At 65.4% G+C, this 24,259-nt stretch carries 22 protein-coding genes; 5 read left to right on the forward strand and 17 right to left on the reverse strand.

What is annotated here, in order from left to right; all coding sequences use genetic code 11:
• Positions 1-33: 33 nt before the first annotated feature.
• From ACEN8I_RS03645 to ACEN8I_RS03660, 4 genes are all read right to left on the reverse strand, one after another.
• Positions 34-441 carry an Hsp20/alpha crystallin family protein gene (locus ACEN8I_RS03645; protein ID WP_413327042.1) on the reverse strand — a complete coding sequence of 136 codons (408 nt, stop codon included), beginning with the start codon at positions 439-441 and terminating at the stop codon, positions 34-36.
• 120 nt (positions 442-561) lie between these two features.
• Positions 562-999 (reverse strand): Hsp20/alpha crystallin family protein, encoded by a 438-nt coding sequence (locus ACEN8I_RS03650; RefSeq protein ID WP_413326407.1) that lies wholly within the window; start codon positions 997-999, stop codon positions 562-564.
• Positions 1,000-1,354: 355 nt separating this feature from the next.
• On the reverse strand, positions 1,355-2,167 hold the full coding sequence (locus tag ACEN8I_RS03655) for a DUF4189 domain-containing protein (RefSeq protein ID WP_413326409.1): 813 nt from the start codon (positions 2,165-2,167) through the stop codon (positions 1,355-1,357).
• A gap of 269 nt (positions 2,168-2,436) precedes the next feature.
• Positions 2,437-3,564, reverse strand: a complete 1,128-nt coding sequence (locus ACEN8I_RS03660; RefSeq protein WP_413326411.1) for a threonine synthase — start codon at positions 3,562-3,564, stop codon at positions 2,437-2,439.
• 144 nt (positions 3,565-3,708) lie between these two features.
• On the opposite strand from ACEN8I_RS03660, the gene ACEN8I_RS03665 reads away from it, so the two are divergent.
• Positions 3,709-4,353, forward strand: coding sequence for a transcriptional regulator (locus tag ACEN8I_RS03665; protein ID WP_413326413.1), 645 nt, complete (start codon positions 3,709-3,711; stop codon positions 4,351-4,353).
• 359 nt (positions 4,354-4,712) lie between these two features.
• On the forward strand, positions 4,713-6,812 hold the full coding sequence (locus tag ACEN8I_RS03670) for a D-(-)-3-hydroxybutyrate oligomer hydrolase (RefSeq protein ID WP_413326415.1): 2,100 nt from the start codon (positions 4,713-4,715) through the stop codon (positions 6,810-6,812).
• A 678-nt stretch (positions 6,813-7,490) separates the two neighbouring features.
• On the opposite strand, the gene ACEN8I_RS03675 is transcribed toward ACEN8I_RS03670, so the two are convergent.
• Together ACEN8I_RS03675 and ACEN8I_RS03680 are read right to left on the reverse strand one after the other, a co-directional pair.
• Positions 7,491-7,889, reverse strand: coding sequence for a response regulator (locus ACEN8I_RS03675; protein ID WP_413326417.1), 399 nt, complete (start codon positions 7,887-7,889; stop codon positions 7,491-7,493).
• Between the two features lie 200 nt (positions 7,890-8,089).
• Entirely contained in the window at positions 8,090-8,566 is a 477-nt protein-coding gene (locus ACEN8I_RS03680) for an FKBP-type peptidyl-prolyl cis-trans isomerase (RefSeq protein ID WP_413326419.1), read from the reverse strand.
• Between the two features lie 181 nt (positions 8,567-8,747).
• Here ACEN8I_RS03680 and ypfH point away from each other — a divergent pair, with 181 nt between their 5' ends.
• Positions 8,748-9,395 (forward strand): esterase, encoded by a 648-nt coding sequence (gene ypfH / locus ACEN8I_RS03685; protein ID WP_413326422.1) that lies wholly within the window; start codon positions 8,748-8,750, stop codon positions 9,393-9,395.
• Between the two features lie 5 nt (positions 9,396-9,400).
• On the opposite strand, the gene ACEN8I_RS03690 is transcribed toward ypfH, so the two are convergent.
• From ACEN8I_RS03690 to ACEN8I_RS03700, 3 genes are all read right to left on the reverse strand, one after another.
• Entirely contained in the window at positions 9,401-10,072 is a 672-nt protein-coding gene (locus ACEN8I_RS03690; protein WP_413326424.1) for an SPOR domain-containing protein, read from the reverse strand.
• Complete coding sequence (locus tag ACEN8I_RS03695; RefSeq protein WP_413326426.1) at positions 10,066-10,953, reverse strand: biotin--[acetyl-CoA-carboxylase] ligase; 888 nt, start codon at positions 10,951-10,953, stop codon at positions 10,066-10,068. Before ACEN8I_RS03695 ends, ACEN8I_RS03690 begins: the two co-directional genes overlap by 7 nt.
• Positions 10,954-11,015: 62 nt before the next feature.
• On the reverse strand, positions 11,016-11,720 hold the full coding sequence (locus ACEN8I_RS03700) for an SET domain-containing protein (protein WP_413327044.1): 705 nt from the start codon (positions 11,718-11,720) through the stop codon (positions 11,016-11,018).
• Positions 11,721-11,816: 96 nt separating this feature from the next.
• Between ACEN8I_RS03700 and ACEN8I_RS03705 the strand changes: the two genes are divergently transcribed.
• On the forward strand, positions 11,817-12,338 hold the full coding sequence (locus tag ACEN8I_RS03705) for a TlpA family protein disulfide reductase (protein ID WP_413326428.1): 522 nt from the start codon (positions 11,817-11,819) through the stop codon (positions 12,336-12,338).
• Complete coding sequence (locus ACEN8I_RS03710; RefSeq protein ID WP_413326430.1) at positions 12,335-15,310, forward strand: DNA topoisomerase III; 2,976 nt, start codon at positions 12,335-12,337, stop codon at positions 15,308-15,310. Before ACEN8I_RS03705 ends, ACEN8I_RS03710 begins: the two co-directional genes overlap by 4 nt.
• A 136-nt stretch (positions 15,311-15,446) precedes the next feature.
• Here the strand turns inward: ACEN8I_RS03710 and ACEN8I_RS03715 are convergent, their stop codons facing one another.
• From ACEN8I_RS03715 to ACEN8I_RS03750, 8 genes are all read right to left on the reverse strand, one after another.
• Positions 15,447-16,667, reverse strand: coding sequence for an MFS transporter (locus tag ACEN8I_RS03715; protein WP_413326432.1), 1,221 nt, complete (start codon positions 16,665-16,667; stop codon positions 15,447-15,449).
• An 89-nt stretch (positions 16,668-16,756) separates the two neighbouring features.
• A complete protein-coding gene (locus ACEN8I_RS03720; RefSeq protein ID WP_413326434.1) occupies positions 16,757-17,416 on the reverse strand; it encodes an HAD family hydrolase in 660 nt (219 codons plus the stop codon).
• 4 nt (positions 17,417-17,420) lie between these two features.
• A complete protein-coding gene (locus ACEN8I_RS03725; RefSeq protein WP_413326436.1) occupies positions 17,421-18,794 on the reverse strand; it encodes an aldehyde dehydrogenase family protein in 1,374 nt (457 codons plus the stop codon).
• The gene (locus ACEN8I_RS03730; RefSeq protein ID WP_413326438.1) at positions 18,791-19,591 is read right to left on the reverse strand and encodes a gamma-glutamyl-gamma-aminobutyrate hydrolase family protein; all 801 of its coding nucleotides are present in this window, start codon (positions 19,589-19,591) and stop codon (positions 18,791-18,793) included. Before ACEN8I_RS03730 ends, ACEN8I_RS03725 begins: the two co-directional genes overlap by 4 nt.
• The gene (locus tag ACEN8I_RS03735; RefSeq protein WP_413326440.1) at positions 19,588-20,721 is read right to left on the reverse strand and encodes an iron-containing alcohol dehydrogenase; all 1,134 of its coding nucleotides are present in this window, start codon (positions 20,719-20,721) and stop codon (positions 19,588-19,590) included. Before ACEN8I_RS03735 ends, ACEN8I_RS03730 begins: the two co-directional genes overlap by 4 nt.
• A gap of 31 nt (positions 20,722-20,752) precedes the next feature.
• Positions 20,753-21,271: an N-acetyltransferase family protein gene (locus ACEN8I_RS03740; RefSeq protein WP_413326443.1), complete on the reverse strand. Its 519-nt coding sequence runs from the start codon at positions 21,269-21,271 to the stop codon at positions 20,753-20,755.
• Positions 21,272-21,292: 21 nt separating this feature from the next.
• Positions 21,293-22,678: a glutamine synthetase family protein gene (locus ACEN8I_RS03745; RefSeq protein ID WP_413326445.1), complete on the reverse strand. Its 1,386-nt coding sequence runs from the start codon at positions 22,676-22,678 to the stop codon at positions 21,293-21,295.
• 19 nt (positions 22,679-22,697) lie between these two features.
• Complete coding sequence (locus ACEN8I_RS03750) at positions 22,698-24,188, reverse strand: amino acid permease (protein ID WP_413326447.1); 1,491 nt, start codon at positions 24,186-24,188, stop codon at positions 22,698-22,700.
• Between the last annotated feature and the right edge of the window lie 71 nt (positions 24,189-24,259).

Here is a 24,259-nt window from a genome sequence, read left to right on the forward strand (position 1 = left end):
GAATCGGGGGGGAGGGGGAAGGCCGCCCCCCGCTCAGGCCACCTTGACGTTGATACGCCGCGGCTGCGCGTGCGCGGCCTTGGGGATGCGCAGCTTGAGCACGCCCTGGGCCAGCTCGGCCGTCACGTTCTCGGTGTCCAGCTCCTTGCTGAGGCTGAAGACGCGGTGAAAACGCCCCAGGCCCACCTCGGTGTGGCTGGACTGCAGGCCTTCGGGCGCGGCCAGGGCGGAGTCGGCCTCAATGGTCAGGGTGTCGGCCTCGACCTGCAGCTTGAGGTTCTCCTTGGGCACGCCGGGAAGGTCGGCATACAGGGTGATGCCGGTGCTGTCTTCGATCACGTCTACGGGCGGCGTGAGCGTGGCATTGGCATAACGCGCGGGCTGCCGGCCTCGCTGTTGCGACTGCCGCGCGAGCTCGGTGGACGGGTCGTCGTTCTGCAGGGCTGCGTTGCCGTAGCCGTTGCCGGCGGGGTTGGTGGTGTTGGTCGTGCTGGTAGTGCTTTGGGTGGATTTGCTGCCGAACATGGTTGGCCTCCTTTCCTTGTTTGCCAATCTGTGTCTTTAGTGGATGGTGATGCGGCGCGGTTGTGCGGCCGCGCGGCGCCGGATGCTGATGTGGACCAGGCCGTCCTTGAAGCTGGCCTCGACGGCGTCGGGGTCGGCATCTTCGGGCAGGCTGATCACGCGACGGAAGCTGCCGGCAAAACGCTCGTTGATGTGCAGCGTGGACTGCGCGCCGGCCTCGGGCAGCTCGGACTTGCGCTCGCCGGCGATGGTGAGCATGCCGCGCTCCAGGTCAATTTCCAGGGTTTTGGGGTCTACGCCGGGGGCGAAGGCATAGACCTCCACCGTCTGCGGCGTGCCGCCTATATTGAGGGCGGGAAAGCCGCCGCGGCCGAAGCCGCGTATGTTGGGAGACAGATCAAGCGCCTGCTGAATCTCGCGTTGCAGGCGGTCCATCTCCCCGAACATGTCGTAGGGAAACAGGGATCGAAACATGGCGATTACCTCCATTCAGGTTGAACATGGTCATGAATGGCGCCGGACCGGCGGCTCGGCGCCCGGATGGAGGAATTAGGAATTCGCCTGCGAATTTCAAGAGGGGCAAAAGCGCGTTTGCGTTTGCTGGCCTTTGAGGCGGTTTGTTGCGGATGTGCGGCGGATTTTTTAAGACTTTTTTCGCAAATCGGCGGGGCGGGTTGCCGCTTTCCCCCGCCCGGTGAAATGCCCCACGCTGGGTGATGCCAACGAACTCTTAAACCCAGCATGAGCCGCGGGACAGGCTTTGCCAGACCGCAGGCGGGCGGCCCCCTCGGGGGGCAGCGCATTACACGAAGTGAAAAGCGTGGGGGCGTTATTTTCGGCTGATGACTACCGCGCCACCTACGCCTTTGGCGTCGGAGTTATTGCCGCGCAGCAGGTTGCTGCTGCCTATGGTCAGGGTGTAGTTGTCGGCGTTGTAGATGCCTGTGCCCTGCAGGTAGACCGGGTTGCTGCCGTTGACGATCACGGTGTTGCCTTGCACGGTGATGGCTGCGTCCTGCTGCACGCGTTTGGCGATGCCTTCGGTGTTGACAAAAGCCAGCACCAGCACGCCGCGGTAGCTGCCGTTGCCGGTGCTCTGGGTCACGCGCAGGCTGCCGTTGGCGGTGTAGCCGGTCGGCGAGACGTAGTCCACCAGCCATTCGCCCAGCATGGCGAAGCCGCCGGCGGCTGGCCTGGGGTTGTTGTTATTGCTGTTGCTGCTGCCCTGGGGAGTGGGCGCTGCCTCGACCGAGGTCTTGGTGGCATCACAGCCCCAGGAGCGCACCTTGCAGCTGGAGCCGCCTCTTTCGCGGCATTCAGACATGGCGCGAGCCTGGGCGTTGGAACTGTTGGCGGCCGTGCCCCAGCCGTAGGCGTTGGAGCCCTTGGCCTGGTCGGCGGCATAGGCGCCGCATTGGCCGCCGCCAAAGCGCAGCACGACCGCGCAGTCGCTGCCGCATTCGCGCATGGCGCGGGCGTCGGCTTGGTCTACGCTGGGGTGGTTAAAAGAGAAGCCGTATTTTTCGCCCTGCAGCGAATCGATGGCCAGCGAGCCCGCGGCCAGGGCCTGGCCGCCCGCGAACAGAACAAACATGCCCAGCGCCAACCGGGCGACGAGCGCCTTCAATCCCAAAGTCATCATGGTTCTTTCCCTCCAAGGAAATGGTGTTGTCATCGCCGCGCGGGTGGGGCCTGCGCTGGCGTTTGTAGTCCTTTAGTAGACAGGGAAATTATGAGGGGAATTGGGGCTTGGGAGGCGGGGTTTTCCCTTGCGTTTTGGTTTTGCTCCTTCTCCCTCTGGGAGAAGGCGGGGATGAGGGCTGGCGGCGGTTGATGGTCTGCTGGGATTGTTTGAAGGCCGCTGGCCCTCACCCCAACCCTCTCCCAGGGGGAGAGGGAGTAAGACACAAGCTAACCTCCAAACAGCTCCGTCATGAACTGCGTGGACTTCAAGCCCGTGCCGGTCAGCAGCACCACCGTGGTTTCATTCGCCTGGATGGCGCCCGCGCTGTGCAAGACCTCCAGCGCCGCGGCGGCCGAGGAGCTGGTGGGCTCGGCATACAGGCCCATGCCGGCCAGGCGGCGCACGGCGGCGGCGATCTGCTCTTCGGTCAAGGCCACGGTGCCGCCGCCCGATTCGCGAATCGCCTTGAGCAGCTCCGACAGGCGTATCGGCCGCTTGATGGCCGTGCCTTCGGCGATGGTGGGTTTGACGGCGCGCTCCACGGGGCCGTCGCTGCCGGCCTTGAAGCTCGCGTCTATGGGCGAGCAATTGAGTGGCTGGGCCGCGAAGAGTTTGGGCAGCTTGCTGATCTGGCCCGAAGCCAGCAGCTCGCTGAAGCCGATATGGCAGCCCAGCACATTGCTGCCGGCACCGGCCGGGATGATGATGTTGTCGGGCGCCTTGAAGCCCAGGTCTTCCCAGAGTTCATAGGCGATGGACTTGGTGCCCTGCAAAAAGAAGGGATGCCAGTTGTGGCTGGCGTAGAAGATGTTTTCGGACTGGCGTATCGCCTCGTACTCGGACTCTTCGCGCGGGCCTTCGACCAGCTGCACCTCGGCGCCGAAAGCGCGTATCTGCGCGACCTTGGGTAAGGGCGTGTAGCTGGGTGCGAGGATCTTGACTTGGATGCCGGCCGCCGCGCCCGCAGCCGCGATCGCCGCGCCGCCATTGCCCGAGCTGTCTTCGAGGATGTGGTCTATGCCCAGCTGCTTGAGGAAGGACACCATCACGCTGGCGCCGCGGTCCTTGAAGCTGCTGGTGGGGTTGAACCATTCGAGCTTGAACAGGGGCGAGAGCCCGCCCCAGGATTTTTCGACCAGGGGCGTGCAGCCTTCGCCCATGCTGGCGCGGCTGTCTATGGCCAGCGGCAGGGCGGCGCGGTAGCGCCAGAGCGAGCGCTCGCGGGTGTCGATGTCGTCACGGCTGATGCCGGGCAGCGCGCTCAGCATCAGCGGGTTGCCGTCGTCGGAGCGCCAGCGGCGGTCGGTCAGGGGGTAATGTTTGCCGGTGCGGGGGTCGATGTAGTGGGCTTGCATGGGGCTTTCGGGGACTTCAGGTGTTTGTCCATGTTTTAGAAAATATATCCAATATTGGATAAATCGTCAAATATCCTCCCAAAGCAGGGGCGCTGGGATACGATCAAAGCCAGACAATTTGTCTGAATTCTGAAAACCACCGCCATGCCCAAAGCACCCCCCCAGCCCGCCAGCAAGCCCAGCAACAAGCACCTGCTCGCCGAGCTGAAAAACATTGCCGAAGGCCTGGGCAAGACCTTTGCGCCATTTTGCGAGGTGGTGGTGCACGACCTCACGCACCCAAAGAACGCCATCCTGGCGATTGAAAACAATTTAAGCGGCCGGCGCGTGGGCCAGCCCGCGACCGAGCTGGGCCTGGCGCGCATCCAGGACCCGGACTACCCGGCGGTGATCGCCAACTACGCCAACCAGTTCGCCGACGGCCGCAAGGTCAAGAGCACCTCGGTGGGCATACGCAATGAAGAGGGCGACTATGTGGCCGCCATCTGCCTCAATGTGGATCTGACCCTGTTCAACGGCTTCCAGGCCGCGATGGGGCAGTTCACCGCGATTGAAAGCAGCGCGGTGACCGAGACCCTGGACGCGGCGAATGCCGACCGCATCCAGCAATGCATAGACGAATTCGCCGCCGCGCGCGCGACGACCGCGCGCTCGCTGCGGCCGGCGGACCGCAAGCAGCTGGTGCAGGACCTGAAGAAGGCCGGCTACCTGGAGATACGCCGCGGCGCGGAGATCGCGGCCGCGCACATGGGGGTGTCGCGGGCGACGGTGTATAGCGACGCGAAGTAGGGGGTCGGCAGCCGCTGGTTTATCCGCAGATTACGCAGATTTACACAGATTAAAGAGAAGAATTGACTCCCGACTTGTCTATCCCCATAGATGGTCACACGACTTTGCATAGTGACATCCCGATGTCTTCATCTGCGTAAATCTGCGTAATCTGTGGATGAATTTCTTGATCCGCAGATTACGCAGATTTGCGCAGATTGAAAACAAGAGATATCTGTGGACATGGCTGCACCAGGCAGCCCTTGGGGGGGACAGAGGCAAAACCCTTACAAATGAATCCGCCAAAAGCGCGCAGCCAGGCGCGCTTGACCCGATGATGATGGTCGCGGCAGCAGCCGGACAACACCACGGAGGACGAGATGCAAAACACCATCACCACAGGCCTGGGCCTGCTCACGGCGGCCGCCTTGCTGGCCGGCTGCGGCAGCGGCGCGGGCGAACCCAAGAACACCAAGCCGGCCTACCTGGGCCCCATCAGCGTCGGTGTGTACGACGGCGGCAATGACGACCTGCTGACCGCGGGTCTGGGCAAGACCGGGCTGGGCGGCGCGGCGCCGCAACCGGTGGACCCTTTGAAGCCGACGCCGGCCGAGCTGCGGCGCATCGCGATCTACAACAACTACCGCGCGATTCTCGACATCTCGCCGGCCGGCGGCTACGGCACGCTCTACGGCCCGAATGTGGACGCGCGCGGCGTGGCCACCACCGGCGAAGGCAAGATTCCCGGCACCGAATACATCGCTTACTCGGACGACGGCAGCGGCCGCCACAACGTGACCATGATGGTGCAGGTGCCGGCCAGCTTCAACCCGGCCAGCGCCTGCATCGTCACCGGCACCTCCAGCGGCTCGCGCGGCGTTTACGGCGCGATTGGCTCATCCGGCGAATGGGGCTTGAAGAACGGCTGCGCCGTGGCCTATACCGACAAGGGCACCGGCAGCGGCATGCACGACCTGCAGAACAACACGGTGCATCTGCAGAACGGCCTGCGCGCCGATGCGGTGGCGGCCGGCATCACCTCCAACTTCACGGCCGCCATCAGCCCGGCCGAGCGCACGGCCTTCAACGCGGCCACGCCCAACCGCTTTGCCGTCAAGCATGCGCACTCGCAGCAGAACTCCGAAAAAGACTGGGGCCGCTTTACCTTGCAGGCGGTGGAGTTTGCCTACTATGTGCTCAACGAACGTTATGGCGCGCAGGCGCGCGACGGCGTCTCGCGCCTGCGGACGCTGACACCGGCCAACACGATTGTGATTGCCTCCAGCGTGTCCAACGGCGCGGGCGCGGCGCTGGCCGCGGCCGAGCAGGACACGCGCGGGCTGATCAGCGGCGTGGCGGTCGGCGAGCCGCAGGTGCAGCTGGTGCCCGACAACCGCCTCAGCGTGCGGCGCGGCAACGTCACGCTGGCCGGCACCGGCCGGCCGCTGTACGACTACACCACGCTGGCCAATCTGCTGCAGCCCTGTGCCGCGCTGCTCTCGCCGGCGACCAATGTGTTTAACACCATCAACCCGGCGATTGCCGCGAACCGCTGCGCCGCGCTCAAGGCCCAGGGCATCGTCAACGGCAACACCACTGCCGAGCAGGCGGCCGGCGCCATGGCGGTGCTGCAGGCCGCGGGCTGGCAGCCTGAAAGCAACGACCTGCAGGCCTCGCACTATTCATTCGCCACGCTACCGGTGGCGTTGACCTACGCCAATGCCTATGGCCGTTTCGGCGTGCAGGACAACCTCTGCGGCTACAGCTTCGCCGCCACGGCCCCGGCCACCTCGCCCACACCCAATGTGCCGGTACCGGTGTCCCCCGCCGCGCTGGCGACCTCCTTCGGCACCGGCAACGGCGTGCCGCCCACGGCAGGCGTCAGCATCGTCAACAACCTCAGCGTCGGCGGCCCGCTGCTCGATGCCGCCTCGGTATCGGCCGGCAATGTTCAGGACTACAACAGCCAGGGCGCACTGTGCCTGCGCGCCCTGGTGGCCGGCAACAGCCCCGCAAGCTTGCGCGTGCGCGAAGGCATACAGCAAGTGCTGCGCACCGCCAACCTGCAAGGCAAGCCGGCCCTCATCGTGCACGGCCGCTCCGACACCCTGGTGCCGGTGGCACTGACCTCAAGGCCGTATTTCGGCCTCAACAAAATGGTCGAAGGCCAGGCCAGCAAGCTCTCCTACATCGAGGTCACCAACGCCCAGCACTTCGACGCCTTCCTGGGGTTTCCGGGTTATGGCGCGCGCCTGGTGCCGCTGCACCGCTACTTCATCCAGGCCATGGACATGATGTATGCCCACCTCAAGACCGGCGCGCCGCTGCCCGGCAGCCAGGTGGTGCGGACTGTGCCGCGGGGGCAGACCGGCACTGTTGCCAATCCGATTACGTTGGCCAACGTACCGCCTATTCAGTTGGTGCCGGGTGTCGGCGACCGGATCACGTTTGCGAATAATGTTGTGACGGTAGCGGATTGAGGTTTGGCTGTGCCGGCGGGGTTCTTGTTGCTCCGGCGGTGCTGGCTCTTCTTAGTTCAGCTGGCCGGGGGTAGCCCGGCGGCTACTCACTTTTCTTTTGCTTCGCCAAAAGAAAAGTAAGCAAAAGAAAAGGCGACCCTGGTGTCTGCGTCCCTGCGCTTCGCTACGGGCAGCCTGTGGTGCTCGGTCCAGACGGGGTCAAAAACAACTCGCTTCGCTCAGACACGTTTTTGCCCTGATCCGTCTGGACCTGCGCTCCTCGGCGCAGACACAAGGGGCCCGAGATACCAAACAGCCGAAGACAAAATTCGAATACTTGAAACAACAAGGACACGCCACGGCGTGTCCTTGTTTGTATTGGAGTTCGGTATTGGTTTTGGTATTTCGGACTTCCCCGTCCTGGCTGGGCCGAGGAGCGCAGAGACAAGCGGACCAGGGCAAAAACGTGTTTGAGCGAAGCGAGTTGTTTTTGACCCCGCTTGGCTCGAGCACCGCAGGTTGCCCGCAGCGAAGCGGAGGGACCCAGACTGCGGGTCGCCTTTCTTTTGGGTACTTTTCTTTGGCGAAGCAAAGAAAAGTGCCTCGCCCGCCGGGGCGAGACCCGGCCAGCTGAACTAAAAAAAGGAAGGAGGAAGATGAGGAGGCAGAAGCGTGCAAAGCCGGAGCAAGACCCGGCTCTTATTGCGTCGGGGGCAAAACCCCATCAAGACTATCCGCATGCCGCTGACAAAACCTCACCAGCTTCTCCACATCATGCGACTTGTCAAAAATCTCATCAGCGCCTAACTCACGGCAACGAATCATGAGATTCTCCTGGTTGTGGCTGGTCAGCACCACGACCTTCTGGCTGGGTTTGCGGTGCTGGCAGTCCTTGAGCACGCCAAAGCCCGAACCTTCGGTCAGGAAGAGGTCCACGATGGCCAGATCCCAGTCCTGGTGAGAGCCTAACCACTGTCGTGCGCCGGTTTCGGAATCGGCGTGGCCGACAAATCGCAGCGGCGCGATTTCTTCCATGGCTTCCACCAAGGTGTTGCGTATGTCCGGCTTGTCTTCGACAAGAAACGCGTTGATCAGCATGGAGCCCCCGAAGTTAATCCATGAACTTAGCCGCCACTCCGCGCAGGGCCTGTGGTCGGCCACCTTGGGGATGTGTAGGCGAGGACCCACTTTAGGACAACAGCCGCTTTTTAGCCGTAACTACGGGTAACGCGGAGGTAAAAACCGGAAACCAGCCGCCGACCGGTCGCCCGGCGGCGACCAGTGGCGATTTGTAAATTTCAATGGTGGTGGCCGTGCTCGCCGTGGACGTGGCGGTGGGCGATTTCCTCTTCGGAGGCGGCGCGCACGTCGGTCACCTTGAGGGTAAAACGCAGGGCCTTGCCGGCCAGCGGGTGGTTGCCGTCCAGCATGACGGTATCGCCCTTGATCTTGGTGACGTTGAAGACATGGCGGCGGCCGTCTTCGCCGCGGCCCTCGAGCTGACCGCCGACCTTGACCCCGGGCGGGAACTGCGTGCGCGGGATGGTCTGCACCAGGCTCTCGTCGCGCAGGCCAAAGGCGTCCTGCGGCTCCAGCGCCAGCACGGTCTGGAAGCCCGGTTCCTTGCCGTCCAGCGCTTCTTCGATCTTGGGCAGGGTGTTGCCGTAGCCGCCGTGCAGGTAAACCATGGGCGCGTTGCTTTGCTCAACCAGCTTGCCCTGGGCGTCCGCCACCTTGTAGCTAAGTGTGACGGCGGTGTCTTTTGCGATTTTCATGGTGTGTTTCCGGGTCTCCGGGATGCATGTCCCGTACATAAAAGCGCTGATTTTCGCCCAGGAACGCGGGCGCCGGCGCGGCGGCCGGCATTGGGCCTGGGGCGGGCTGGTTAAAGTGGTTGAAAGCCGCCGCAAAAGCCCCAAGTGCTTTTTCCCGCCTCTTCAACCGCCCCGCTCCGCCATGAACCCCCTGGACACCGTCACCATTGAACTATTGCCCGCCGGCGCCACGCCGCGCCAGCTGTTTGTGCTGCTGCACGACGCGGGCGGCTCGGCCGCCGACATGCTGGAGCTTGGCAACCTGCTGGGCGGTGCTTTTGCCGAGGCCGCCGTGCTGATCCCCGAAGGCCTGACGGGCCCGCACGCCGATGCCGCCGGCGCCGCGGCGGCCGGGCTGGATGATGCGGCGGCCCTGGCCGCGCGCGTGGAAGCACTGGCCGCTTATCTGCGTGCGCAGCAGCAGCGCTTTGAAGTGCTGCAGTCGGACACCGCGCTGGCCGGCTTTGGCGCTGGCGCCAGCCTGGCGCTGGCGCTGAGCGACGCGCACGACGGCCTGGCGGGCCGCCTGCTGTCTTTTGGCGGTGGCTACCAGGTCTGGCCGGCCCGCGCGCCCGCGCTGACCACCCTGCATTTGCTGCACGGCCAGAACGACGAGATCGTGCCGCTGGCGCGCACGCGCAGCGATTTTGACCACCTGATGGAGCTGGGCGCCGACGCAACCCTGGACGTGGCCCGCTCGCTGGGCCATGAGCTGCATCCGGCGCTGATGGACCAGGCGGTGACGCGCTTGCAGACCTGTGTGCCGCTAAGGGCGTGGAAGGCTGTCTAAGCGTTTTACTGACAAGCCTGCAATGGCTTGCCTGCCAGCTGCGGCTTGAGCGCTTCCAGCTTGGCCTTGATCGCCGCGTCGGCGGCCGGCAGTTTGAGCAGCTGGCCGCGCGATTCGGGCCGCTCCAGCACCACTTTGGCGGTGCGCACGCCGCGCGTGGCGACCTTGGCCAGCTCGCGTTCGGCCTCGGCCTGCGATGCGTAGTGGCCCAGTGACAGGCCGGGCCCCAGCGCGGGATTGACCAAGGCTTCAAAGGACACGCCCAGGCCGCGCAGCTCGGTGCGCTTTTTGTTGAGGGTGTCCTCGCTGCTGTACTTGCCCATGTAGACAATCCAGCGGCCCGGCTCCACGCTGCTTTCCAGTGTCCAGCTGCCGATGGGGAAGCTGCTTTCAAGGCCGGCGCGCAGCGCGCTGCTTTGTTCGGGGCTGAAGAGGCCAGCCTGCAGGCATTCGGGGGCGGGCTGCACCGCGGCGGGCGCGGGGCTGGGTTCGTTTTCGATCTGCCGCGCCTCGGCGCTTGTGAGCACCCGCATGGCCTCGGGCCGGATCTGCTGGCCCAGGCGCTGCGGCTCGGCCTGGACGGCCGGGGCAAAACCGTAGTCGGCCAGCAGGCCGTGGGTCCAGGCGAAGTAGCCGGCATTGGCCAGCAGCAGGGCCAGCACCAGCAGCCTCAGCATGGGCGCGCGCCTTGCGGGTTGTGTGCCGCCACGGGCCGCACGCTGACTTCGGAACTGGTGATTTCTTTCATGCCAGCCGCAGTATGCACCAGCAGGGCGCCGTTTTCGCCGGCGCCGTGGGCCGTGCCGGTGGTGCCGTCGGACAGCTGCACGGCCCGGCCCGCGAGCACGTCGCGCGCGGCGAAACGCGCCTGGAAGGGCGCGAAACCGAAGCGTTCAAAGGCCTGCACCGCCTGTACCAGCGGCGGGATGATGCGCAGCAGCACGGCCGGCGCGTCGAGTTCGGGCAGCAGCTCCTGCAGGCCGCCGGGCGGGATGGCGGGCAGGGCCGCCGCCGGGGCCGTGGGTGCTGCCGGGTCCAGCGCCACGGCGCGGATGTTGATGCCTATGCCTATGACCACATATCGGATGCCTTCCCAGCTCGCGGTCTCGACCAGGATGCCGGCCAGCTTGCGCTCGCCCTGGGGCGTGGACAGCCAGAGGTCGTTGGGCCATTTAAGGCCTATGCGCGGCTTGCCGCCTTGTGAGGGGGTGAGGGGTTCCAGGCTGTCGGCCACGCTGACACCGGCCACCAGCGACAGGCCCGACCAGTCGGTGGGCGCCAGCGGCAGCCCTAGCGAGAAGGTCAGGCTGTCGCCGCGCCGGCTTTGCCACTGGCGGCCCAGGCGGCCGCGCCCGGCGGTCTGCTGCTCGGCCACCAGCAGCAGCGGCTCGGGCCGGGGCTCCACGCCGGGGCTGCCACGGAAGCGGCGCATCAGTTCGGTGTTGCTGGAGTCGATCTCGGGCAGGACCTCGACCGTAAAGCCCGGCAGCGAGGGCGCCAGGGCCTCCCAGAGGGCCTCGGCGGGCCAGCGTATGGGGGTTGGTGAGGGGATGCTCATGAAAAGCTCAGGGAGGGCCTGGCCGGCGGCGGGGCCGGTCCTGGGGCGGCTGAAAGACCGGCTCAGTCCTTCTTTTTCTTCTTGGGCTTTTTGTCGGCTTTCTTGTCAGCCTTTTTTTCCGACTTCTTCTTGTCGGCTTTGGCCTCGGCTTTTTTTTCGGACTTTTTCTCGGCCTTTTTGGCGGACTTTTTCTTGCCCTTGGCTTTTTTCTTGTCCTCGTCCTTGGGCGCCAGCAGGGTGCCGCGGCAGTTCTTGGCGCCGCACCAGCAGGGGTATTCGGCCAGCAGCTTCTTGGTGTAGGGCGCGTCGATGATCAGGCCGTAGTCGTAAAACAGCTCTTCGCCGGCCTTGATGTTGCGCAGCGCCTTGATGAAGACCCGGCCGTCCACTTCGTCGGCTTCGCAGTTGGGCTTGCAGCTGTGGTTGATCCAGCGCGAAGAATTGCCGCCGTGCTTGGCGTCAATCACATGGTCTTCGTCGATGTGGAAGTAGAAGGTGTGGTTGGGGTCCTTGGGGTCGTGCGGGTGGCGGCGCAGCGCTTCCTTCCAGTTGATGACCTCGCCCACATATTCGATCAGGGTCTCGCCCTCGGCCAGGTCCTGCACGGCGAAAACACCTTTGCCGTGCACGCCGGAGCGCCGTGTCTGGATACGCCGGCCGTCGGCGGCGGGCGCCGGCGCGGGGGGCGTGGAAGAAAGGGGCGCGATGGGCGCGTTGGCCTGGTTTTTTGACACGGGATATTTTTTTGGTATGGTTAATTCATGCATGTGCGCGTGCGCGCGTATGCGTGCGCACCCGCGCGCGTACATGCGCGAGAAGCCGCTATTGTAGTGATGCATCGTGACGCACCCCTGGAGCCCCTCATGTTCAAGCGCCGAAACCTGCTGCAGACGACCGCCGCCCTTATGGCCGGGCTGGGCCTGCCGGCGTGGGCCAAGGACGGGGAAAGCCCCCTGCCCAAGCCCGGCAGCAACCTGGCGTTGCCGCCAGTTGTGCTGCTGGATGGCAGCGCCTGGAAGCCCGCTGATGTGGGCGGAAAGACGCTTGTGGTGTACTGGTGGGCCAGCTGGTGCCCTTTTTGCGCGGTGCAATCGCCCCATATAGAAGCGCTGTGGCGGGCCCAGAAGGCCAAAGGGCTGGAGGTGCTGGCGCTGTCCATCGACAAGCAGCCGGCCGCCGCCGCGGCCTATATGAAGGCCAAGGGCTACAGTTTCCCCGCCGGGATGCTGACGCCGGAAGTCGCCAAACGCCTGCCCAAGCCGGCGGGCCTGCCCGTGGTGGTGGTGCTCAAGGTGTCGGCGGACGGCCGTGAAGGCAAAGTCGTATTCGCGGAAAGCGGGGAAATGTTCCCTGAAGATGTAGAAGGTTTGAAGAAGTACTTATGAAAACCCTGGTGATTGCAGAAAAGCCCTCGGTGGCGCAGGACATCGTCCGCGCCATCACGCCGACGGCGGGCAAGTTCGAAAAACACGATGAATATTTCGAGAGCGACGAATGGCTGGTGACCTCGGCCGTCGGCCACCTGGTCGAGATCCAGGCGCCCGAGGAGTTCGACGTCAAGCGCGGTAAATGGAGTTTTGCCAACCTGCCGGTGATCCCGCCCTACTTCGAGCTCAAGCCCATCGACAAGACCAAGACGCGGCTCAACGCCATCGTCAAGCTGGCCAAGCGCAAGGATGTGGGCGCGCTCGTCAACGCCTGCGACGCGGGCCGCGAGGGCGAGCTGATCTTCCGGCTGATCCAGCAGTACGCGGGCAGCAAGCTGCCGGTCAAGCGCCTGTGGCTGCAGTCCATGACGCCGGCCGCGATACGCGAAGGCTTTGACAGCCTGCGCAGCGAAAAGCAGATGCAGGGCCTGGCCGACGCGGCGCGGTCCCGCTCGGAGGCCGACTGGATGGTCGGCATCAACGGCACGCGCGCCATGACGGCCTTCAACTCGCGCGACGGCGGTTTCTTTTTGACCACCGTGGGCCGCGTGCAGACGCCGACGCTGTCGGTGGTGGTGGAGCGCGAGGAAAAAATCCGCAAGTTCGTGAGCCGCGACTACTGGGAAATCCACGCGACCTTCCTGGCCGAGGCCGGCGAATACCCGGCCAAGTGGTTCGACCCGAAATGGAAAAAAGCCGCGGCCAATGCCGCCAACGGCGAGGGCGCCGAGCCCGACCCCGAACTGAAGGCCGACCGCGTCTGGTCCGAGCGCGAGGCGCTGGCGATCGCCGAGGCCGTACGCGGCAAGGCCGCCACGGTGACGGAAGAAAGCAAGCCCACCACGCAGGCGGCCGGCCTGCTGTTCGACTTGACCTCTTTGCAGCGCGAGGCCAACGGCAAGTTCGGCTTCTCGGCCAAGACCACGCTGGCGATTGCGCAAAGCCTGTATGAACGCCACAAGGCCCTGACCTACCCGCGTACCGATTCGCGCGCGCTGCCGGAAGACTACCTGCCGGTGGTCAAGCAGACTTTTGAGATGCTGGCGGACAGCGGCATGAAACACCTGGCGCCGCATGCGGCGACCGCGCTCAAGGGCGGCTACATCAAGCCCAGCAAGCGTATCTTCGACAACGCCAAGGTCAGCGACCACTTCGCCATCATCCCGACGCTGCAGGCGCCCAGCGGCCTGAGCGAAGCCGAGCAGAAACTCTACGACCTGGTTGTGCGCCGCTTCATGGCGGTGTTCTTCCCGAGCGCCGAATACCTTGTGACCACGCGCATCTCGCAGGCCGTGGGCCACAGCTTCAAGACCGAGGGCAAGGTGCTGGTCAAGCCGGGCTGGCTCGCGATTTACGGCAAGGAAGCGGCCGACGAGGTGGCCGACGCCAAGGACGGCGACAAGGGCCAGAGCCTGGTGCCGGTCAAGCCCGGCGAGATGGTGCGCGCCGAGGTGGTCGAGGCCAAGGGCCTGAAGACCCGGCCGCCCGCGCGCTATTCGGAAGCCACCTTGCTGGGCGCCATGGAAGGCGCCGGCAAGACGATTGACGACGACGAGCTGCGCGAAGCCATGCAGGAAAAAGGCCTGGGCACGCCGGCCACGCGCGCCGCCACGATTGAAGGCCTGATCGCCGAGAAATACATGCTGCGCGAAGGCCGCGAGCTGATCCCCACGGCCAAGGCCTTCCAGCTCATGACCCTGCTGCGCGGCCTGGGCGTGGAGGAACTCTCCAAGGCCGAGCTGACCGGCGAATGGGAGCACAAGCTCGCGCAGATGGAGCACGGCAAGCTGAGCCGCGAAACATTCATGGCCGAGATCGCCGCCATGACGGAAAACCTGGTCAACAAGGCCAAGGGCTACGACAAGGACACGATTCCCGGCGACTACGCCACGCTGTCCGCGCCCTGCCCCAATTGCGGCGGCGTCATGAAGGAAAACTACCGGCGCTACACCTGCACGGGCAAGACCGGCAAAGATGGAGAGACAAGCGGCTGCGGCTTCAGCTTCGGCAAGACGCCGGCCGGCCGCACCTTCGAGGTGGCCGAGGTCGAGCAGTTCCTGCGCGACAAAAAAATCGGCCCGCTGGACGGCTTCCGTTCCAAGGCCGGCTGGCCTTTCACCGCCGAGATGGTGATCAAGTTCGACGAAGAGACGAAGAACTACAAGCTCGAGTTCGACTTCGGCGATGACAAGAATGCCGAAACCGGCGAGATCGTCGACTTCGCCGGCCAGCAGTCGCTGGGCCCCTGCCCGCGCTGCGCCTCGCGCGTGTTCGAGTTCGGCAAGAACTACGTCTGTGAAAAATCGGTGCCCACGCTGGCGCAGCCGACACCCAGCTGCACCTTCAAGACCGGCCAGGTCATCCTGCAGCAGCCCATAGAGCGCGAGCAGATGCACAAGCTGCTGGAAACCGGCAAGACCGACCTGCTCGACAAGTTTGTTTCCATGCGCACGCGCCGCCCCTTCAAGGCCATGCTGGCCTGGGACAAGGAGGCCGACAAGGTGAACTTTGAATTTGCACCCTCCAAGTTCCCGCCACGCAAGCCGGCGGCCGCCAAGACCGGCACGGTGAAAACGCCCTTCGGGAAGACTGTCGCGGCCAAGGCGGCGAAAGCACCAGCCGCGAAAAAAGCCGCGGCCAAAAAGGCGCCCGCAGCCAAAACCGCCAAGCCCAAAACGCCGCGCGTCGCCAAGCCGGGCGCGGGCCTCAAGCCCAGCGACGCGCTGGCCGCGGTGATAGGCGCCGAACCGGTGGCGCGCACCCAGGTCATCAAAAAGCTCTGGGACTACATCAAGGCCGAGGGCCTGCAGGACGCGGCCAACAAGCGCGCCATCAATGCCGACGCCAAGCTGCTGCCGGTGTTCGGCAAGCCGCAGGTCACCATGTTTGAATTGGCCGGGATTGTCGGCAAGCACCTGACGGCCGAGTAAGAGCCACTCAAAAACCCTCCTGGCGTTGTTGCAGCCGCCTTGCCGTGCTGTAGCACTGTCTGCGGCGGCGCGCCTAGCCAGGACCGCTTCGCTGGGTTTTGTGAGCGGCTCTAAAAACCGCAGGCGTTGTTGCCTTTCAGGCCACCGGCTCGGGCAGTTGCCGCAGCGCGTGCAGCTGCGACGCAAAAATCACCGCTGCCTGCATCACAAAGCCGGCCAGCGCCAGCCACAGGCAGGCGGCTTCGCCCATGGACGCGCCCACCACACCGCCCAGCGCCGCACCCAGGGGGCGCGAGCCGGCATTGACGGCCAGGAACACGGCCGAGACCCGGCCCAGCATGGCATGCGGCGTGACGCTCTGGCGCAAGGTGGTGGAAGTGATGGTCCAGACAATAGGCCCGACACCGAACAGGAAAAACGCCGTGCCCGCGAGCAGGCCGCTGGGAACAAACAGCGTGGCCGCCATGGTCGCGGCGGCCAGCACGGACACGGCCGGGCCGAGCTGGATGGCGCGGCCAAAAGGCATGGCCGCCACCACACGCGGCGACAGCAGCGCGCCCACCACCATGCCGGCTCCATAAGCCCCCAGCGTGATGCCCACGCCCTGCGCCGTCAGGCCCAGCACACGCACCGCGTAGGGCACGTAGGCGGCCTGCAGCACAAACCAGGAGATGTTCCAGACTGTGCCGGCAATCACCATGGGCCGCAAATAGGTCTGGTGCCAGACAAACTGCGCGCCGTCGCGGATCTCGAGCAGCGCATGGCGCCTCGCGGTGGGTGCGCGCGCCGGCTCGGCCAGTTGCAGCAGCAGGGCCACGGCCGCGCCGGATAGCAGGGTCGCCAGCACAAAGGCCGAGGACGCGCCGGCCCAGGCGACCAGCGCCCCGGCCAGCGCCGGCCCGGCCGCGAAAGCCATGCTGCGCGCCAGTTCCAGCCGGCCGTTGGCGCGCGCCAGCAGCGTGCGCGGCACGATGGCGGGCACCAGGGCCGGCGCCGCCACGCTGAAGCAGACGGTGCCCACGGCACCGATAAAACCCAGCAGCGCCAGCCCCGCGATCGAGAGCTGGCCCGACAGCACCATGACCAGCAGCGCTACCAGGGACAGCGCGCGCAGGGTCTCGGCCGCCACCATCAGGCGGCAGCGCGAGACACGGTCGGCCAGCAAACCCAGCGGAATCGCCAGCAGCAGAAAAGGCAGGGTCTGCAGCGCCGCCAGCAGGCCGATTTCGCCGGGCCCCGCGCCCAGCATCAGCACCGCAACCAGCGGCACCGCCGCCAGGCTCAGCTGTTCGGCCGATTGGGCCGCGAGGTTGGACCAGGCCAGGCGTTGGAAGGAAAGAGGAAGTGGAGGGTGCATAGGGGCAAGCCGGATGAGGTTGCCATTCTGCCCGCGATGGCCTGGCCCTGCTGGCCGTTAACGGACTTGCGATGGGCCCGGCGCCGCGTTCAATGCAATTGCAATGCCGGCCAGCCGCGCTCGCCGCCTATGGCTGCCAGCGTCGCGTCGGCATTCACCGTGACCGGGTGCTTGACCGCTTCCAGCAGCGGCAGGTCGTTGATGGAGTCGCTATAGGCCGTGCTCTTGCAGTCCTTGAAGCGCAGGCCGCGCGCCGTGAGCCAGGCGTGCAGGCGCTCGACCTTGCCTTCGCGCATATTGAGCACGCCGGTGGTGCTGCCGGTGAACAGGTCGCCGCGCATCTCGGGTTCGGTGGCGATCAGGTGCTCGATGTCGAAGTAGATGGCCGTGAGCTCGGTGATGAAGCGGTTGGTGGCCGTGGTCATGACGACCAGGTCACCCGCCTCCAGGTGTTTGTCGACGAGCGCGACGGCGGCCGGCGTGATGCGCGGCACTATCCATTTGGCCAGGAATTCCTGGCGCAGCGGCTCCCACTGCTGCACGGTGCGGCCGGCCAGCGTGCCCACGTAAAAGTCGGCGAACTCTTTCAGCCCGACGGTGCCGGCCTTGTAGCGCGCCGCCATGTCGGCGTTGCGCGCGGTGAATTCGGTTTTGCCCAGCAAGCCCTTCTCGATCAGGAAATCGCACCACAGCACGTCGCTGTCACCGTTGAGCACGGTGTGGTCCAGGTCGAAAAGGGTGAGCTTCATGGATTCAGGCCTGGCGCAAATGCCAGGCTTTGGGTCGGGTGAAGGTCTGGATGCCATAAGTCGACAAGGTCAGGCCCACGCCCGAATCGCCATAGCCGCTCCAGGGCAGGCGCGGGCTCACGCGGTCGCAGCAGTTCCAGTAGACGCTGCCGGCACTGACCTGGGCCAGCAGGGCTTTGGCGCGCGCCTCGTCGGGCGTGAACATGCCGGCCGTCAGGCCGTAGCGCGTGTCGTTCATGAGCTTGACCGCCTCGGCATCGCCAGAAACCTTCTGTATGCCGATGAGGGGGCCGAAGCTTTCCTCGCGCATCAACTCCATGCTGTGGTTGACGTTGCCGAACACCGTAGGCTCGTACCAGTTGCCCGGGCCTGCCCCGCGCTTGCCGCCGGCCAGCAAGGTGGCGCCCTTGGCCTTGGCGTCCGCCACCTGGGCGTCGAGTACGTCCAGCTGCGGCGCGCGCGTGATCGCGCCTATGTAGGTGTCTTCGCTCATGGGGTCGCCGGTCTTGAAGGTCTTCACCGTTTCCAGGAAGGCGGTGACAAAGGCGTCGTAAATCTTCTCGTGCACATAGATGCGCTCGACCGAGCAGCAGCTCTGGCCGGTGTTGTACATCGCGCCGTCGGCCAGCGATTCGGCCGCGTTCTTCACGTTGGCGTCTTCGCTGACATAGGTCGGGTCCTTGCCGCCGAGTTCGAGCTGCAGTTTTACCAGGCGCGGGCCCAGTGCCTGCGCGATTTTTGCGCCGGTGGCGTGCGAGCCGGTGAAGAACAGGCCGTCAATCTTTTGCTCCATCAGCGCCGCGCCCACCGCGCCACCGCCTATCAGCGGGATGAACACGTCCTGCGGCACGCCGGCCGCATGCAGCAGGCGCGCCATGGCCAGGCCCGACATCGCGGCGTACTCCGAGGGTTTGTAGAGCACCGCGTTGCCCGTGAGCAGCGCCGGGATGAAGACATTGCCGCCCACAAACCAGGGGTAGTTCCAGGCGGAGATATTGGCGACCACGCCCAGCGGCGTGTGCTCGATCTGCTCGGTCATGCCGCCCTCGTTGAACACGGTCTGCGTGCCGGTGGCGCCGCCCACTTCCGCGAGGAAGAAGTCGATGCGCCCCAGCAGGCCGTTGAGCTCGTTGCGCGACATCTTCAGCGGCTTGCCGGTCTCGCGCGTCATGACGGCGGCCAGCGCGTCGAGCTCGGCGACGATGCCGGCGCGAAAGCGCGTGATGCAGGCCTTGCGCTCGGCCATGGGCACGGCCGCCCAGGCGGGCTGCGCGGCGCGGGCGCGCCTGGCCTTGGCGGCGACGGAAGCCGCGTCGTCGGCGGGCAATTCGGCGATCTGCGCGCCGGTGGCGGGGTTGTGGACGGTGAGTGTGTTCATGCTTGTTTTGCCTTGTGTTTGGCGGCGGCCACGGCGGTGAGGAAATCGTCGAGCACGGCGGCGTCGTCAATCGTGTCGGAGCCGGGTTTGTGGAATTCGGGGTGCCACTGGGTGGCGGCGATATAGCTCTTGCTCTTGTCCTTGCGGCGTATGGCTTCGACGATGCCGTCGTCCACGCTGAAGGCTTCGGCCTCGAACTCGGGCGACAGGTCTTTGATGCCCTGGTGGTGGATGCTGTTGACGCGCACGCGTTCCACGCCGGGATACAGCGCCGACAGCCTGGAGCCCTGGACGATGTTGACGCTGTGGAAATTCAGGTCGTAGGTCGCGGCGTCGCGGTGCACAAAAGACTCGGGCACCTGGGTGTTGATGTCCTGGTAGAGCGTGCCGCCGAAGGCGACGTTGAGCAGCTGCAGGCCGCGGCAGACGCCGAAGACCGGCTTGCCGGCTTTCTCGAACGCGGCCACCAGGGCCTTGTCGTATTCGTCGCGGATGCGGTCGCCCGACCATTTTTCGTCCAGCGGCTCCTCGCCGTAGCTGCCCGGCCAGACGTCGGCGCCGCCGTGCAGCACCAGGCCGTCCAGCCACTGCGCATAGTGCTCATAGGTCACGTCGCCGCGCTGCGTGCTGCCCGTGGGGCAAGGCACCATGACCACCATGGCGCCCGAGGACATGACCCAGTGCGCGATCGACTGCTCGACGTATTGCAGCGTCTTGCCGGTGAAATAAGAGCGTGTCGGATCGGCGTGCGAAAAACACGCAGACAAACCGATCTTGAGACGACTGGCGGCGATCACAATGCGGCCTCAAACAGTCGTTGAAAGTCCTCGGCCTTGCAAGGCCGCGGATTGGTCTGGTGGCAGATATCGGCCGTGGCGATTTCGACCAGGCGCGGCAGCTGTTCGCGCTTGACGCCATGGGCCGACAGCGGGCCGGTGATGCCCACGCTTTCCTTGAGCTGTTTAAGCCAGGGCACCAGGGCCTTGCCGCCGCCGGCCACGCCGCAGACATGGGCCAGTTCGTCGAACTTGGCGGGGGCCGACTCGTAGTTCCAGGCCAGCACGGTGTCAATCATCAGCGCATTGGCCAGGCCGTGGTGCAGGTCGCAGACGGCGCCCAGCGCATGCGCGCAGGAGTGCACCGCGCCCAGGTCTTTCTGGAAGGCGATGGCGCCCATCATGGAGGCCATCATCATGTCGCTGCGCGCCTGCAGGTTGGAAGGCTCCTTGACGGCCTTGAGCAGCGCATGCGCCGCGATGCGCGTGCCCTCGAGCGCGATGCCGTCGCACAGCGGGTGGTAGGCCGGCGAGAGATAGCTCTCGATGTTGTGGGTGAGCGCGTCCATGCCGGTGGCGGCCGTCACATGCGGCGGCAGGCCCAGCGTGAGTTCCGGGTCGGCGAACACCACCTTGGCCAGGATCTTGGGGCTGAAGACCACGCGCTTCAAGTGCGTGTCGTTTTCGCTCACGACCGAGGAGCGGCCGACTTCTGAGCCTGTGCCCGAGGTGGTGGGCAGGGCCACGAAGTAGGGCAGCTCGTTGACGATGGGCCGCACCTGGGGGTGGTCCCAGACGTATTCGAGGATGTCGCCCTCGTGCGTGGCGGCGATGCCCACGACCTTGGCCACGTCCAGCGCCGCGCCGCCGCCGAAGCCGATCACGCAGTCGGCCTTGTGGGCTTTATAGGCCGCGGCGCCGTCCATGACCTGGCTGCAGGTCGGGTTGCCGAAGACGCCCGAGAACACGGCCACGTCCAGGCCGGCAAGGTGGGTCTTGAACTCGGCCAGCACCGGCAGCGCGGCCAGCGCCTTGTCGGTCACGATCAGCGGGCGTTTGCAGCCGGCGGCCAGCAGGGCTTCGGCGACCTGCTTGCGCGCGCCGGCGCCGAAACGGATGGCGGTGGGGAAGGAGAAGTTGGTGATGCTCATGGGGTTGTCTTCTTTGGGGTGGCTGTAAGAATCAGTTGGCCGGCGTGGCACTGGGCAGTTGCAGGTACATATGCTGTTTGCCGAACGGTACGCCGTTCACGCGTATGGCGTCGGGTTCTATGCCGAAGGGCGCGAAGCCGGCGCGGGCATAGAGGCCCGCGGCCTGCTTGTTGCCCTCGGTCACGGTCAGCACCAGCAGTTCCACGCCCGCGGCTTTGGCGGCCTGCACCACGGTGTTGACCAGGGCCAGGCCCAGCCCCTGGCCGCTGTACTCGGGCGCGACATACATCGCGACCAGGGTGGCCTTGTGGCGGTTTTTCAGGCGCGTCTCGCGCGTCATGCCGACCACACCGGCCAGCGTGCCGCCCACAAAAGCGCCCCACATGGTGGTGTCCGACGCGGGCGACAGGCGCTTTTCGGTGTCGGCCGGCGGGCGCAGGTTTTCTTCCTCAAAGCTGGAGGTGAAGGCGTCGGGGTGCTCGCGCAGGCCGCGCAGGCGCAGTTCCCGGTACACCGGCGCGTCGGGGACTTCAAGGCGGCGAATCTGCATCGGGGGGTTCGAATGGTTCAATCAGATGATCTCGAAATAGCGTTTCATTTCCCAGTCGGTCACGGCGTCCAGCCATTGCCGCCACTCCCACTCGCGCGTGGCCGCGAAGTGATCCACGAAAGTATCGCCCAGCCAGTCGCGCGCGATGGCCGATTTCTGGAAAATCCGCGTGGTTTCTATCAGAGTGCGCGGCGCGCGCGGGATGTGCTCGGCCCCGGCATTGGTGCCGGTGATAGGCGCGCCCAGCTTCAGACCTTTTTCGACGCCGTGCAGGCCGGCCGCGATCACCGCCGCCATGGCCAGGTAGGGGTTCACGTCGGCGCCCGGGCAGCGGGTCTCCAGTCGGGTGGCTTTGGGGCTGCCGGCGATCACACGAAAGCTCGCGGTGCGGTTGTCCATCCCCCAGGTCGGCTTCACCGGCGCCCAGAAACCGTCGACCAGGCGCTTGTAGCTGTTGATGGTGGGCCAGATCATGGGGCCGAACTCCATCATGCAGGCGACTTGGCCGGCGATATAGCTTTCGAACAGCTTGCTCATCTTGCGCGGGTTCTTTGCGTCGTAGAACAGGTTGTTCTTGCCGTCGGACAGGCTTTGGTGGATATGGCCGCTGCAGCCGGGCAGCTGCTGGTGGGGTTTGGCCATGAAGCTGGGCATGATGCCGAAGCGCGAGCCGATCTCCTTGGTGCCGGTCTTGAACAGGATGGCGCGGTCGGCCTGCTCCAGCGCTTCGCTGAAAGCGATGGCGACTTCGTAGACGCCGGGGCCGGTTTCGGTGTGCAGGCCCTCGATGGGGATGCCGAAGGCCAGCATCTCGTCCATGATGGCGTTAAAAAAGCCCTGGTTCTGGTTCATGCGCAGCAGCGAATAACCGAACATGCCGGGCGTGAGTTTTTCGGCGCCCACGCCGTTTTTGGCGGCCCAGCTGTGCGGCGTCTCGAGAAAGTTGAACCACTCGAACTCCATGCCCGTCATGGGCATGAAGCCCATTTTCTCGGCGCGTTTGAGGACCCGCTTGAGCGTCTGGCGCGGGCAGACGGCATGTGGCGTGCCGTCGGCGTTGACGAACTCGCCGAGCACAAAGGGCACTTTGTTGTCCCAGGGCACGTGGCGCAGGGTGGCAAGGTCCAGCCGCGCCAGCGCGTCGGGAAAGCCGTGTTGCCAGCCGGTCACCGTGGTGTTGTCGTAGCAGTTGTCCATCATGTCCCAGCCCAGCACCACGTCGCAAAAGCCGAAGCCGCCGGCCGGGTAGGGTTCGGCCGCGCCCAGGAATTTGTCCCTGTGCAGGTATTTGCCGCGCAGCACGCCGTCGATGTCGCTGACGGCGACCTTCATCTTGTTGGCACCCGATTTGCGCAGGGAGTCCAGCACGCTGCGGGATGCGGCAGGGGTGGGAGTTTTTTTGGCCATGGTGTGTACGCCTTATGGTTTAGGTAGGGGCGGCAGCCCGGCTTTTTTCAGCCAGGCTGATCGCAAATTCTTCTTCGGGCGAGAGGATCAGGCGGTGCCGGCCGGCCACGGCGAAGTAGCTGACGCCGATGGCGAACCACAGCGCGACCCAGAGCACGCCGACGCGGTAGACCGGGTCGCTGAGCTGGAAGTAAATGGTGACCAGCGCGATCAGCAAGGTCAGCACGGCGCCCGCCACGCCCAGCGGGCTGCGGTAGGGGCGTTCCATGTTGGGCAGCTTGCTGCGCAGCCGGATGAAGGACAGCGCCTGCATCACGTAGGAAAACATGGCGCCGAACACCGCCATGTTGAGCAAGGTGCCGCCTATCACGGCCGAGCCCTTGTCCACGCCCAGCGAAAACCACAGCACAAACATCACGACCAGCGCGACCACGGAACCCACGATCATGGCGATGTGCGGCGTCTTGCGGCTGCCGTGGGTGACCGACAGCGCCGAGGGGAAGTAGCCGGCCCGGCTCAGCGAATAGATTTGCCGGCCCTTGGCGAAGATGATGGTGTGGAAACTCGCCACCAGGCCCAGCACCGCGACCAGCGCCAGTACCTTGGCAATGCCGCCGCCGTAAATCGCCTTGAAGCCGTCCAGCAGCGGCTCGGCCGAGGTGCTCAGCGCGTGAGAGCCTATGCCCGCGACCGAGGGGTTGAGCCACAGGATCATGAAGGCCGAGAGAATCAGGGTGAAGATGCCGGCGATGATGCCGCGCGGCATGTCGCGGCGCGGGTCCACCGATTCCTCGGCCGCCAGCGGAAGCTGCTCGATGGCCAGGAACAGCCACACGGCAAAAGGCAGCGCGGCGAGCACGCCGCCGAATCCCATCGGCAGGAAGGGGCCGCGGCCCTCGGGCAGCACGGCGCCGCCGGCGCCCACGTTCATGGCCCAGCGCGCGAAGTCTATGCGCGGGAAAGCGCTGACCCAGAAGGCCACCAGGCAGGCCAGCGCCAGCAGCGTGACGGCCAGCGTGATCTTGAAGGACAGCTCGACGCCGACGATGTTCAGGCCTATGAAGACGACGTAAAAGCCTATCCACCACAGCGGCTGCCAGCTCGGCGGCGTGCCGAAGATGCTGCCCATGTAGCTGCCGATGAAAAACACGATGACGGCCGGCGTCAGCACGTATTCCACGTTCTCGGCCAGCCCGGTCAGGAAGCCGCCCCAGGGCCCCATGGCGGTGCGCGCGAAGGAATAGGCGCCGCCGGTGTGCGGCAGCGCGGGCGACATTTCGGCCAGCGAAAAAGTCAGCCCCAGGTACATCACCGAAATGATGATGGTGGCCAGCAGCATGCTGCCCCAGCCGCTGGCCAGGCCCAGGTTCCAGCCCGCGAAGTGGCCGGAGATCACGGCACCCACCCCCAGGGCCCAGAGCGACCAGACGCCGGCATAGCGGCGCAGCCCCCTCTTTTCAAAGTAGCTGCCGTCGACTTTCGCGTACTGGACGCCGGAACGTTCTGACATGGTGGCTCCCTAGGCTAAAGATTGTTGGATGGACGGCCCGGTGGGGCCGACTTGCATCCTAGGGTGCGGGC

The organism is Polaromonas sp. CT11-55, assembly GCF_047303325.1.
Taxonomy (GTDB): domain Bacteria; phylum Pseudomonadota; class Gammaproteobacteria; order Burkholderiales; family Burkholderiaceae_C; genus Polaromonas.